Origin of the sequence: Dysgonomonas termitidis (genome assembly GCF_042654545.1) — a bacterium.
In the GTDB taxonomy this organism is placed as follows: Bacteria; Bacteroidota; Bacteroidia; order Bacteroidales; family Dysgonomonadaceae; genus Dysgonomonas; species Dysgonomonas termitidis.
Window position 1 is genome coordinate 95,985 of record NZ_JBHSGN010000080.1, and the last position, 13,886, is coordinate 109,870.

The following is a 13,886-nucleotide window of genomic DNA, read 5'->3' on the forward strand; positions in this document are numbered from 1 at the left end:
GTCAAAGATAATTTAATATTTCTCAAATAAATAAATTCACATTGGCATTCTCAGCCCTGTCGAGATAAGCAGCCACACCGCCGATGGTGACACCGTCCATCAGTTCCTCTCTCTTTATCCCCATTACATCCATCGACATGGAACAGGCTATAAATTCCACTCCATTATCTTTTGCCTGTTGCATCAGGCTTTCGAGGCTGTCGATACGCTTATCTTTCATTATCATACGCATCATTTTGCTGCCCATTCCACCCATATTCATCTTTGAAAGGCTTAGCTTTTTACTGCTCGACGGCAACATAAGGCCGAACATCTTACCCATAAAGTCTTTCTTTACGGCTGGCTTTTCCACCTTCTTTATCACATTCAGTCCCCAGAATGTAAAGAATATACTCACTTTCTTGCCCGAAGCCACCGCTCCGTTGGCTATAACAAAAGAGGCTAAGGCACGGTCGAGATCATCGCTGAAAACGATGAGTGTTTTATTATCTCCGCAGGCGACTGCCTTCTCAGATCTTTCGTCTGCGGGCTGTTTCTCCACAACAGCAGTAATTACTCCCCCTGCATTCTCCATGCCGAGAACTTTAGCGCCCACCATACGGCTCCATCCATTGAGGTCTTCGCCGAAAGCCTGGTCGGTCACTTTTATTTCGAGGCGGTCACCCGCTTCTATACTGTCATAGTTCTTTTTGAGTTGCATTATCGGTCCGGGGCATTGCAGCCCACAGGCATCTATGGCGATCGTTTTCATATTGGTGAATTGTTGTGTTGCAGGTTTATTTTCTTCTTTAGCTGATGCACATATATTGTTTGAACCAGAATAATCTTCCGTGGCACAGAAATATGTTTTATATCCTCCCGACAGGTTGAAAATATCTTTATATCCGTGTTGCGCCAAAATGCGATAGGCAATATATCCTCGTAGTCCTACAGCACAATATAATACAATCTTCTTATCTTTCGGTATTTCCGGCAGGCGGCTGCGCATCTCGTCCACGGGAATATTTACCGAGCCGGCGATGTGTCCGAACTGATGTTCTTCCGCAGTACGGGTATCGATAATAAATACATCCTGTCTATCCTGCTTTTTCAGTTCATCCCACTGAATGATATTTACTTTCTTCCTCAAAATATTATCCGCTACAAAGCCTGCCATATTAACAGGATCTTTCGCCGAGGAATAAGGCGGAGCATAAGCATGTTCCACTTCCTGCAGATCGTAAATAGTACCTCCCTTTTTTATTACTTGCGCAAACAGGTCGATGCGCTTATCCACACCGTCGAAGCCTACTGCCTGAACACCTAACAACTTACCGTCGTCAGGTGAAAAATTGATTTTCACAGACAGGGGCAAGGCATCGGGATAATAACCTGCATGCGAACTCCCGTGTGTATAGGAAGTAATATGAGGAATATTTTCCCTGTCCAGCAATTTGGACGAAGCTCCTGTGGCGGCAACCGTAAGGTCGAACACCTTGGCTATGGATGTACCTATTGTGCCGGCATACTTATATTTATTATTTTCGAGAATATTGTCCGCTACTATACGCGCCTGCTTATTGGCAGGGCCGGCAAGGGGAATAAGGGCATGTTTACCGATTACGGGGTTGAACACTTCTACTGCATCGCCCAACGCATACACATCCTTATCCGACGTCTGCATATAGTCGTTTACCTTAATCCCGCCGAGCGAACCAAGTTCAAGACCGGCATCTTTTGCCAGCTTTGTTTCGGGACGGACACCGATACTAAGGATAACCATACCGGCATCCAACGCAACTCCCTTTTCCAATAAGACTTTCAGGTTATCTCCTTCCGGTTCAAAACCTGTCACCCCTTCTTCAAGATAGAGCGATACGCCTTTTTGCCTTAGGTGCTGATGTACCATAGCAGCCATTGCATAGTCCAGTGGCGCCATCACCTGATTGCCTTTTTCCACCACAGACACCTTAATCCCTGCATCATGTAGGTTTTCCACCATCTCCAGACCGATAAAACCGCCACCGATAACAACGGCAGTTTTGGGTTTATGCTGATCTATATAGTCTTTTATCTTATCCATATCGGGCACATTACGCAGAGAGAATATCCGGCCGTCATGAAGACCCGTCAAGGGCGGTTTTATCGGTTCTGCCCCGGTGGATACAATCAGCTTATCGTAACTTTCGATATAATTGTCTCCGGTAGTTAAATCATGCACCGTCACTGTTTTACTTCTGGTATCGATGCCTGTAACTTCCGACTTTACCCGTATATCTATATTGAACCGGCCGGTAAAGCCATCTACAGTCTGCACAAACAACCTGTCACGCTCGCTTATCGTCCCGCCGATATGATATGGCAGCCCGCAATTCGCATAGGATACATATTCACCCCGCTCGAATAATATAATTTCCGCGTCTTCATCCATACGCCTGAGCCTTGCTGCCGCTGTCGCCCCTCCGGCAACTCCTCCTATTATAAGTACTTTCATAATTTATGATATAAATATTTGCTATTAGCAATTAATCGATTAAAATTTTTATTCCTGCAAATTTGAAATTAAAGCTGTGAACTCCGAAAAATCCATTCCCTGCGCCTGCATTTCCTTTGTTTTCTGTTTTCCTGATTCCGTCAATGTGAAAATCATCTGGCGTTTATCAGCAGTTCCTATTTCACGGACTATATATCCCTTGCCTTCCACGGTGGTAATGACACGTGACACACGCGAATTAGACAATCCTACAAAGTCACATAACTCGTTAGCCGACCTTGGCTTGCCGTCTTTGAGGCAGCAAAGCAACATTCCTTCGTTGATGGTGATGCCATTAGCTTCTGCAAAACGTTTTTCGAAGTTGTAAAGGGCTTTATATATATCTTTTAATTTACAAATCGGTTCCATTTTATTTATTTGCTAGTACGAAATATTTGTAAAGGAAATATTTTTATTTAGAACAGGCAAATTATCTTAGTTTTTTTATTGAGTCAAAATATTATTGAAATGAAACTATCATAGTACATGACAAAATAAATTATTAAGAATGAATCGTCAGCGTTGTAGAACAAACTCTGATACAAATAAAAACAGGATGAATTCTAAGTTTCCTGTTTTTATTTGCCGGAAACTTAGAATTCATCCTCTTCAAACTATATTATCCTATGATAATCGTTATTCGACGGCGACGAAATCCGCTTCAAGAAAATTGGTTACTTCAGTGTCCCAACGCTCTTTTACAAACTTCACATGCTCAGGATGGCCATTATAGGCCTGATAAGCATCCTGATTGTCGAAAACCATTGAGAAATAGAACTTAAATTCATTCTTGCTGCTGATCTGACGGGATACTTCGAAATTCCTTACCATAGGGAGGGCGCCTAAAATGCGCTGGCCGTCCTGCAAAAATTTTACCGTTTCGGGAGCATCCACATCATATTTCAAATTGAACATGACTGTATGCCGTATATTCCCTTTTTCCAGTTTTGCAAAAATTCCCGGCTGTTCAACGATCAAACTTTCGTTTACCTCATTCTCCTGTTTAGACCTGTTACATGCACAAAACAGAGAAAATACGAACAGAAGTCCTATTATCCTTATTATCATATTATTTCAGAGTAAGTTTTTTAGCAACGCTGGCGGGTAAGGCATTTTTGTGTATCATTACACTCATTGTCTTATACTTTACAAAAGCTTCCGAGGCATACCAGATACCTTTATATGCACCGGCCTCTCCCCAGGAGTTTTTTACCAGATAATACTTACTTCCATTCTGGTCTTTAGCGATACCATATATCTGCATGCCATGATCGTCGGTTGTTTCCTGATTGTCGTACGCTATCTGACGCATTTCCTGCGTGATTACTTTTTCTTTTACAGGTCCTTGTTCTATTTTAGACTTAATGCGGTTATTTTTTTCTGTTTGGGATAGGCCTAACCAGTGTGCCTGGTCTGAACCTACATTCTCAGGCGCTTCATCGTCAGGAATAACGGCCAGTCCGTTACGGGTAAAGCCTATCTCGCTCACATCAGAAGCCCATGCCACTGTATAACCGTTATTCAGGGCATTGTCGATAGTTTGCATCAGTTCATCTATTGGGAGGTTATATGAAAGCGACCAACGCCAGTTATCCGGAATTTCAAGGGCAAACGGAGCATAGAACGGATGATGGGTAAACGAGGTAAGAGATATATAATTACTTGCCTCCAAGCCTAAAGACTGACGCAGCGACCCGGCTGTATATGATTTCCCCTGATATTGGAAATTCTGAGGAACAACTCCGAAATAAGCGTCAAGAATGCCGTTCAGACCCTGTTTCCATACCGGAGATATACGCTTGTTCTTATTTTCATTAATTCCTTTTACATATCCGGAAAGGCCTGCTTCAACTTCCCCGTGCTTATGCATTGTTTCACCATAGTTAAGGCCGGTATAAACCTCATTCGGGAGAACCCCATACTCATTTAATGTTTCTACGACATCGGCAAAAGAACCTCCCTGAGCAAAATTCAGGTTACCTCCCACCCTTACAAACTTGTCCGCCTTGTCTGCATAATTGCGGCGTACAATGTACATCTCCGACAGATCGTGCTCTCCTTTGCCCATGCGGATAACTTCCGATTCGAGGAAGCCCAGTCCGGAAAAACTCCAGCAAGTGCCACTGTTTCCCTGATTCTTGATAGAGGTAATCGGGTTTTCTTTTACTACGGAGAACTGATAGCCTGTTCCCGCGTCCTGGGCATTTATACCCAGAGTCAGCAAAATGAATGCTGATAACACTACTAATTTTTTCATTTATAATTTAGTTTTTACAGTATTAAAATCCTTATTGTTCTATCAACGTTTCATCATTCTGCTTCTTCAATTCGGGATACGCTACACGCATATGGCGCATACTTACCAGTTTTTCGGAAAACACCTCTTTTGCCAGTTCTATATCTTTGAATGTGATAGGCGCATTTTTGAAAAGCCCGTCGGCTACCTGCGAATCGACAAGTCTGTTGACCAGTTCGCTGATCGCTTCTTTGCTGTTGTCTTTCAAACTGCGTGATGCGGCCTCTATGGTATCAGCCATCATCAGCAAGGCCGTTTCCCGGGTAAAAGGATTTGGGCCCGGATAAGTGAAGTCGGCTTCGTCTGTATCTTCATCCGGATGACTATTTACATACGAATTATAGAAATACTTAGCCTTTCCTTTCCCGTGATGTGTTTGTATGAAGTCTATTATCTGCTGTGGCAGGTTATTTTTTTTCGCTATCTTCACTCCTTCGGCAACATGTCCGATAATAATGCGGGCACTTTCTTTTTCTGTAAGACCTGCATGCGGATCAATTCCCTCAACCTGGTTTTCGGTGAAGAAAATAGGGTTCACCATCTTGCCAATATCGTGATAAAGAGCCCCTGTGCGGACAAGAGTCGCATTTGCCCCTATACGGTGTGCCGCCGAAACCACCAATGTGGACACCTGCATCGAGTGCTGAAATGTACCCGGAGCTACTTCCGATAGTTCCTGCAATAATGGTCTGTTGGTATTCGATAATTCTATCATACTTACTTCGGAGATGAAGCCGAATACGCGCTCGCACATATAGACTAACAGATAAGCAAACGATACAAATACAAAATTGATACAGAAATAGATATACATCCTCCCGTTTTCGATCAAAAGCGACGGGTCTCCCTCTGTACAGAGAACCCACGCGGTATATGCAACAACATATGTCAGCAAAATAAGGATGGAGCAATATACGAGCTGGGAACGCTCCGAAAGGTTTCTCAGACTGAATATGCACATATAGCCTATCATCACCTGAATGACGATAAACTGGGCCATCTGAGCCAATGGGAGCATCAGAGCACAGATGAGTACCGTAATCATATGCGTGGTCATAGCTGTCCGTGAATCTATAAATGTACGGATCAGTATGGTAGGGATGGCAAACGGAACCAGATACATCAGGCTGAACATCTTCGTATCGGCCATCAGACCGGTGATAATAGGAAAGATACCGACCATTATCAGAATAAAGATGATATTCTTCCGGTTGTTATACTCATGCAACCTGTAAAATTTGAGATATATCATCAGCGATATCAGGAACAGGGACAACATTACCAGTTCGCCGAACATCAGCCAGCCGGGCTTGGACTTTGTCCCCACTTTGCTTTCTACCTCCCTGTTGTAAGAATCGAGGATATTCTTTGTGCGGGCATCGACAATTTCGCCGCGGTCTATTATTTTCTCGCCTGATTGTACTTCTCCCTCGTATAATGCCACCTGTTTGAGCAACTCTTCTTTCTCTTTCTGCGAACGGCTTTCGTCATACAATATATTTACATTCAGGTAGTCATTCAGGTTTATGGCCCTCAGATGCGTAATATCCAGACTCGAAGGCGCATCCTGGATGATTTTTTCATAGGCCTGTCTGGGAGTATAGAAAGATGCAAGATGGCGTGTACTGGCGACATTGTTATCATTCACCAGTTGCAATTGCTTTTTGTTGAGCTGCTGGACTTTATCATAATCCTCCGCAGATATTATACCTGCCTTATATACTTCGCTGAGCTTGCGGCTTATATAACTGATATATTCGGATGAGATGCTTTTTGCCGTCGCATCCTGTGAAAATTGTATAATCGTCTTCTTCGATATGTCCGAACTCGGAAGATAATATGGCTGATAAGACTGCATTATACTGTCTTTCTCTCCTTGTACCTGCTTATCGGATTTATGAATATGGAAATTGAAGGGGGCTGTCAGTAAACCATACTGCCAGGGTCTGTTTTCGGTATATGAATACTTATACTTGCCTTCACGGGGCAAGAAATACCAGATGACCAGGATGGTCACTATAAAAAATACAGGGGTAGGTATCTTAATCTTGGAATTGAATATCTTACTTATTTGCGCCATAACACTATGGTTTAGAATACAAATCTACAAGAATATTTTTTATTAGAAGAAAAATATACCCGAAAACGGAAAGTTCAAAGTTTGAGGACATTCATCACCCTGTCCACAACCCCGCTATTGGAACGTACATAATCGGCGGCATGCTTTCCGGCAGCATTCAGCGTTTCGTCATATTGGATAAACTCATCCATCAAGCCCCTGAATGACTGGTTATCAGCGATAGAGTAACCACCTCCCTGCTCACGAAGTCCCTGTGCTTCACGGAATTTCTTGAAGTTAGGGCCGAATATAACAGGAATACCATAAACGGCAGCCTCAAGCACATTGTGTATCCCTACACCAAAACCACCACCCACATATACAATCTGCCCGTAGCGGTAGACAGAAGACAGCAATCCCATACAGTCGATAATAAGACAATCGTAATCGGCCATCATTTCGGGAATAGCGTTCGAATAACGGATGTAGGGCCGCTGAAGATTACTCTCTATATATTTCAGATGAGCTTCATTTATTTCGTGTGGCGCGATTATCATTTTCAGGTCGGTAGTCATATTGAAATATGGCATTATCACATCTTCATCTTTTGGCCACGAACTGCCTGTTACCAGTATTTTCTCTCCTTCGGCAGAAGCCTTTTTGGCGAATGCTTCGACAATATTCAGATGTTTTGCCTGTCGCTTTATATCCAGCACCCTGTCGAAGCGGGTGTCGCCACAGACTTCAACGTTTGTGACTTTTATATTCCGCAACAATTCGGCCGAATTTGTATCCTGCACACAAATACATTCATATTTCTTCAACAGCTTGCGCATATCCATTCCGTACCATTTGAAGAAAATCTGTGAGGAACGGAAGATAGCCGAAACCATATAGATAGGTATTCCCTGCTTGTGAAGAGTATTTACAAAGTTGTACCAAAACTCGTATTTAATAAAAATAGCTGTTTCGGGCTTCACCAGTTTCAGGAACTTCTTTACATTACGCCTTTTATCGAATGGCAGATAACAAACGATATCGGCCAACGGATAATTTTTACGCATTTCGTATCCTGACGGCGAGAAGAATGTAAGCAATATCTTATATTCCGGATTGTTACGCTTCACCTCTTCGATGATCGGGCGACCCTGCTCAAATTCGCCTGACGAAGCAGCATGGAACCAAATATATTTTGCCGTAGGGTCAACTTTTTCTTTGAGTATCTTATATGTTTGCTTATGTCCTACTATCATTTTCCGTGCCTTTTTGTGGAAAGGGGAAATAATGCGGACTATAAATGCATACAGGTATATGGCGAAATTATAAAAAAACATGGCTATGATTTTTTATGGTCACTGACCTATTTATCTCTTTCATATGTATAACAGTAATGGTTAGCTGTAAAGATATTCCGGAGGAACACTCCTCTGTTACTTAATGTCCTGAACGGCCCTCCGAATGCGGGCGATAGTCTCGTCCTTACCAATAGCCGCCGTTATATCAAACATATGCGGACCTTTCGATTCGCCTACAACAGCCAAACGAAAAGCATTCATTACATTGCCCAGATGGTAACCTTTCGATTCGATCCATGCCTTTACGATTTCTTCCTGATTATAGGCGGAAAAATCATCTATATCCTTCAATACATCTGCCAGCTCTGTCATTTGCGCGGAAGAATCTTCCTTCCAGCGTTTTTTCACCACCTTTTCATCGTATGAAACCGGTGCAACGAAGAAGAAGAAGGATTGGTCCCACAACTCTTTCACAAAGCTTACCCGCTCTTTAACCAGTCCCACCACTGTTTCTACATAGTCGAGAGTAACATCCACTCCTTTCTCTTCCAGAATGGGATAATATATATTGGCAATTTCGGCGTTCGGGCGCAATTGTATATACTGATGATTGAACCACTTGCCTTTTTCATAATCGAATTTGGCCCCGCTTTTGCTACATTTTTCAAGGGAGAAAAGCTGCACGAGTTCATCCATAGACATTATCTCCTGATCGTTACCCGGATTCCAGCCTAAGAGCGCAAGGAAATTAATAACGGCTTCGGGCAAATAACCGCTTTCGCGATAACCGGAAGAGATCTCTCCTGTTTTCGGATCTTTCCATTCCAACGGGAATACAGGGAATCCCAGGCGATCCCCGTCACGCTTGCTCAATTTACCGTTTCCTTCGGGTTTAAGCAATAACGGCAGATGGGCAAACTGCGGCATAGTGGCCTCCCATCCGAAAGCTTTATACAAAAGCACATGTAAAGGAGCCGAAGGCAACCACTCTTCGCCACGGATGACGTGGGTGATTTCCATCAGGTGGTCATCGACAATATTTGCCAGATGATATGTAGGCAGATTATCGGCTGACTTAAACAATACTTTATCGTCGAGCACCGAAGAATTATATTTTACCTCGCCGCGGATAAGGTCATTAACTATCACTTCCTGATTCGCTTCAATCCTGAAACGGACAACGTACTGACTACCGGCGTCTATCAGTGACTCCACTTCCTCCCTGCTCAGAGTCAATGAGTTCCTCATTTCACCACGGGTAGACGCATCGTATTGGAAATTGGCTACCGCCGCACGTTTAGCTTCAAGTTCCTCAGGAGTATCGAAAGCAATATAAGCGGCACCTTTATCCAATAATACATCGACATATCTACGGTATATCTCTTTCCTGTCCGACTGACGATACGGAGCATAGGCCCCTCCGACATGCGTACCCTCATCAAACTTCAGTCCGAGCCACGTAAGAGCTTCTATTATATATTCTTCGGCTCCGGGAACAAAACGTTGGGAATCGGTATCTTCGATACGGAGAACAAAGTCTCCGCCGTGCTTTTTAGCAAACAGGTAATTGTATAATGCCGTGCGTACACCTCCAATATGCAATGGGCCTGTAGGGCTGGGTGCAAAGCGTACCCGTACTTTCTGAGACATATCTTATAGTTTAAATCAAGGCTACAAAAGTATATAAAATAAGTGAAAAACGAATTAGCTGTATATGATTTATCATTTTGAAAATAATTTATCAATATGTAAAAGCTGTCAGCCATCGGTGTTTATAAATAATGCGAATCAGTAGCTAAGTTTTAATGCTGGATTGTTTTTATACAGTAATAACAACATCCCTTTGCTGCCGTGCGAGTTTTCCGCGTGGTATTTCAAGCCACACGATACAATCCTACGGCAGTGCGGGCAGGCTCGAACCGAATGATAAAAGTTTTTACAAAGAATGCTTGTATGATCAAAAATGAGCATATGTCAGGTTTTAACAATTAATAGATATATCTTTAAATCCAAATCAAAGAAAGACGCCAACACATACATATATACAATATATTGGTTAACAGCAAATTATACAAAAAGGCATTTTTTTTTGAAAAATATTTTCAAAAATCTGTAACCGAACACAATGCCGTGTAGTCATATATTCGGAAACAGATTAATAACAATATAAAAAATTAGAAATTATGGACTTTATGCACAACATTATACCCATTGTGGCTATTCTTTCTTCAGTAGCGCTCCCTATAGGCTTCGGTATGTTTCTTGGCCTGAAATCGATCGCCTCGAAACACAAGGAACGTATGGAATTGATTAAACAAGGCATTATTCCGCCGGATCAGAGAAAACCTACTCCAAACAAATACAGGTCGCTACGGAACGGTATCCTTTGCATCGGAATCGCGCTGGGGCTAATTATCGCCCTGATTATATCCAAGACTATGAATCTCAGTGAAGACCAGGCCTTCTGGGTAGTCGGTTCCGGAGTATTATTATTCCTCGGATTAGCCTATGTAACATTCTACATGCTGGTAAAAGACAAAAAAGAATTTGACGACGACGCTGAATAAATGAACGAAAAGCAACAGATACACAAAGTACTGAAGGGGGATAGTTCCGCCTTCGGCTACTTTGTAGATACCTATCAGGACATGGCTGTCACTATAGCCTTCCGTGTCTGCGGAAACAAGCAGGATGCGGAAGATATAGTGCAGAACGCCTTTGTCAAAGCTTTTCACAATTTGCATACATTCAGGTCCGACAGTAAATTCTCCACATGGTTTTACCGTATAGTCTACAACACTGCCGTCACCGAAACGAGAGGCAGTGCATATAGCACCGAATTTGTCGATTATAAACAAATCGATATGAACGACTCCTACTCCGATATGGACACTATGGCTCAGGTGGAAGAGAATGAGAGGAAAGAACTTGTCAATAAAGCGATGGAACGCATGCCTAAAGACGAAGCTGTGATACTTACTTTATACTATCTGGAAGATAACTCCGTAAAAGATATTGTACAAATAACGGGACTGACTGATGCGAATATAAAGGTCAAGCTGCACCGGGCGCGAAAGCGATTCGCCGATACTATAAACCTGCTGATGAGACATGAATGTGCCTGATAAAAAACTTTTTATATATTTGAATGATAAAAACAACGATATGCAAGATGATAAAATAAAGGACCTTCTGTCGGGCACAAAGATGAAAGCCGGAGAGAATCTGAAATACAGAATCATGCAACAGATAGAAACGGAGAAGGCTTTGGTGCCGAAAAGGAGTGTGAGTTCCCGCCCCGTTATAAAAAATATGCTTACTGTTTTCGGTGTTATGTATGCTCTCATTGCCATTGTAGGGCTGGCAGTGTATTCTACATCGGGACAAAGCGGATTGAGTTCGGCTACTTTTCTCGTGCCTGTGATACTTATATCCTCTGTTTGCAGCATGTTCTGGATGATTTCTCTTTATGACGACCGCAGACGGAATAAGCACAGAGCCAAATAATAGGCGGACAATAAAAACGGCCTCAATTAATTGAGACCGTTTCCTTGTGTATACTAGTGAGGTATTTTAATATGTAAATATTCTTTCGTTTATTTCTTTACTTCACTTTTTACTTTTTTTGCTTCTGATTTAACAGCCTTTGCATCTGATTTCACATCAGCTTTTGCAGCCTTTGCATCGCTTTTTAGAGCTTTAGTCTCTTTTTTTGCAGTTTTTTCAGCAGCTTTCACTTCAGTTTTAGCTTCTTTTTTCACTTTGGATGCTTCTGATTTTGGAGTAACATTTTGAGCCATTACACTAGTAGACGCAATTAACGCGATTGCCATTACACTTGAAAGAATAATCTTTTTCATAATTTTTTGTCAATTAAAAAAGTTAAACATGTTGTTTAAATACGGAGCAAATGTATATCTGATTTCAGATTAGCCGCTGTTAATCCGCGTTAAAAAAAACGGCTCTATGTGTAAGGTTTATTAAGGATTATTTACTTCGTTTAAATAGTGTCTCAGCGCTTGTTTTAGGACAAAAAATATATCCGGATTTTACAGTTTTATTTATGTATTTATTAATTTAAGATTTATTAGTATCAAAATGGCAGAAAACAGAAAAAGGGCCCGAAAATTATCGAACCCCCTTCCCATATATTATCTACAAACTATCTCCGAAATCTTCCTTGAATTTCTCCAGTAGCCTTTGCGGCCAATCGCTCACCGGTTCGAGTCCACCCATAAAGAAGCGCAGCACAGGTGGTTCGTACACAAATCTAAGGCCTCCTATCAGGTGACGGTTTTCGTAGAGCCATGTCATGCGGTCCTCTACATATTTGATTTGAGAAAGGGTGAATACACGACGAGGAACAGCCAGACGCAACAATTCCATATCAGCATATGTCTCATTGCCATATTCATCGCGCTGATTAGACACTGATCCCCGCTCCATACCGCGAATCCCGGAGATAAGGAAGAACGCAGCAGCAAGCGATCCTGCCGGGTACTCCGTCTGGGGAATGTGGGAACAGATCTCCATGGCGTTCACATGGCAGCCAAGTACTCCCGCAGGCGTTACCACAGGGATACCTTTAGCGTCGAGTGCATTTACTAAATAAGCGATAAACTGAGGGCTCTGGCAAATCATACTTTCATCCAGTGTTTCGTACAAGCCCACTGCGATCGCTTCTATTTCGCGGACCGACATACCTCCATAGGTAAGGAACCCTTCGAATAAAGGCACCAACGGTTCCAGTTCTTTGAATATCGCATGGTTATTGGTACAGATCCCGCCTCCGCGGGATGAACTCAATTTACGGGCCGAGAAGTAAACAAGATCGGCGAGACCTGTCATACAAAGTATGATTTCGGCCATAGAGCTATTCTTAAATTCTTCTTCCCGTTGTTTCACCAACCATGCGTTTTCACCTAGCAAACTGGCATCCAATACAAGCTTGATTCCATATTTATCGGCAATAGCGCGAACTCTGCGCAGATTCTCTATAGAAAAAGGTTGCCCGCCAATCAGGTTTGTGGAAGCCTCCATACGGATGTAGGGTATATTTGCCGCACCATGCTTTGTAATACATTTCTCCAGCTTTTCCAGATTCATATTCCCTTTGAAAGGATGCTTACTGTTTATTACATATGCTTCGTCATACAACAATTCCTCTATCTTACCTCCATATTGGGTAATATGCGCCATTGCCGTTGTGAAGTGGTAGTTCATCGGTACGATACTACCCTTACGGATAAAGGCATTTGAGATAATATTTTCGGCAGCGCGTCCCTGATGCACCGGCAACAGGTATTTCTTACCGAGAACATCTTCAACAGCTTTCTGGTAACGTACAAAACTCTGTGAACCGGCATAAGCATCGTCGGCAATCATCATGGCTCCCATTTGACGGTCGCTCATCGCGTTTGTTCCGCTGTCGGTAAGCATATCGAGGAATACATCTTTTGTATCGAGCCTGAATGTATTAAATCCGGCTTCGCATAATGCTTCCAAACGACGTTCGATAGGAACTAAATGTAATTTCTGTACTATCCGTACTTTGTGCAACTCCAGTGGAATATCTTCTCCACCGTAGAATTTGATTTTAGCAGAATTGTCTGACATGATATTAGTTTATATAGTATGTTAAAATAGATAATGCAAGATATAAATAATTAATTTAAGTTGCTATTTATAGATTGTAAATTTTATCAAAAGTATATCCCCAAATGA

Annotated in this window: 12 protein-coding genes; 3 read left to right on the forward strand and 9 right to left on the reverse strand. The window is 42.3% G+C overall.

Annotated elements, in window-relative coordinates; translation table 11 throughout:
• Positions 1–22 precede the first annotated feature (22 nt).
• From ACFO6W_RS14235 to gltX, 7 genes are all read right to left on the reverse strand, one after another.
• Entirely contained in the window at positions 23–2,473 is a 2,451-nt protein-coding gene (locus ACFO6W_RS14235; protein WP_379997525.1) for an FAD-dependent oxidoreductase, read from the reverse strand.
• Between the two features lie 48 nt (positions 2,474–2,521).
• Positions 2,522–2,881 carry a MarR family winged helix-turn-helix transcriptional regulator gene (locus ACFO6W_RS14240; RefSeq protein ID WP_379997527.1) on the reverse strand — a complete coding sequence of 120 codons (360 nt, stop codon included), beginning with the start codon at positions 2,879–2,881 and terminating at the stop codon, positions 2,522–2,524.
• 267 nt (positions 2,882–3,148) lie between these two features.
• Complete coding sequence (locus ACFO6W_RS14245) at positions 3,149–3,580, reverse strand: Dabb family protein (RefSeq protein ID WP_379997529.1); 432 nt, start codon at positions 3,578–3,580, stop codon at positions 3,149–3,151.
• A 1-nt stretch (position 3,581) separates the two neighbouring features.
• The gene (locus ACFO6W_RS14250) at positions 3,582–4,769 is read right to left on the reverse strand and encodes a C1 family peptidase (RefSeq protein WP_379997531.1); all 1,188 of its coding nucleotides are present in this window, start codon (positions 4,767–4,769) and stop codon (positions 3,582–3,584) included.
• A 31-nt stretch (positions 4,770–4,800) separates the two neighbouring features.
• Positions 4,801–6,888, reverse strand: coding sequence for an HD family phosphohydrolase (locus ACFO6W_RS14255; RefSeq protein WP_379997533.1), 2,088 nt, complete (start codon positions 6,886–6,888; stop codon positions 4,801–4,803).
• A gap of 74 nt (positions 6,889–6,962) precedes the next feature.
• Positions 6,963–8,201 carry a 3-deoxy-D-manno-octulosonic acid transferase gene (locus ACFO6W_RS14260; RefSeq protein WP_379997535.1) on the reverse strand — a complete coding sequence of 413 codons (1,239 nt, stop codon included), beginning with the start codon at positions 8,199–8,201 and terminating at the stop codon, positions 6,963–6,965.
• A 96-nt stretch (positions 8,202–8,297) separates the two neighbouring features.
• Positions 8,298–9,812 (reverse strand): glutamate--tRNA ligase, encoded by a 1,515-nt coding sequence (gltX, locus tag ACFO6W_RS14265; protein ID WP_379997537.1) that lies wholly within the window; start codon positions 9,810–9,812, stop codon positions 8,298–8,300.
• 533 nt (positions 9,813–10,345) lie between these two features.
• Here gltX and ACFO6W_RS14270 point away from each other — a divergent pair.
• From ACFO6W_RS14270 to ACFO6W_RS14280, 3 genes are read left to right on the forward strand one after another with little or no spacing between them, the layout of a single operon-like run.
• Positions 10,346–10,729 carry a DUF6249 domain-containing protein gene (locus tag ACFO6W_RS14270; RefSeq protein ID WP_379997539.1) on the forward strand — a complete coding sequence of 128 codons (384 nt, stop codon included), beginning with the start codon at positions 10,346–10,348 and terminating at the stop codon, positions 10,727–10,729.
• A complete protein-coding gene (locus tag ACFO6W_RS14275; protein ID WP_379997541.1) occupies positions 10,730–11,287 on the forward strand; it encodes an RNA polymerase sigma factor in 558 nt (185 codons plus the stop codon).
• 40 nt (positions 11,288–11,327) lie between these two features.
• Positions 11,328–11,669: a hypothetical protein gene (locus ACFO6W_RS14280; RefSeq protein ID WP_379997543.1), complete on the forward strand. Its 342-nt coding sequence runs from the start codon at positions 11,328–11,330 to the stop codon at positions 11,667–11,669.
• An 89-nt stretch (positions 11,670–11,758) separates the two neighbouring features.
• Here ACFO6W_RS14280 and ACFO6W_RS14285 read toward each other — a convergent pair whose 3' ends face one another.
• On the reverse strand, positions 11,759–12,022 hold the full coding sequence (locus ACFO6W_RS14285; RefSeq protein WP_379997545.1) for a hypothetical protein: 264 nt from the start codon (positions 12,020–12,022) through the stop codon (positions 11,759–11,761).
• Positions 12,023–12,317: 295 nt separating this feature from the next.
• Positions 12,318–13,778, reverse strand: a complete 1,461-nt coding sequence (locus tag ACFO6W_RS14290; protein WP_379997547.1) for a tryptophanase — start codon at positions 13,776–13,778, stop codon at positions 12,318–12,320.
• Positions 13,779–13,886: the final 108 nt, after the last annotated feature.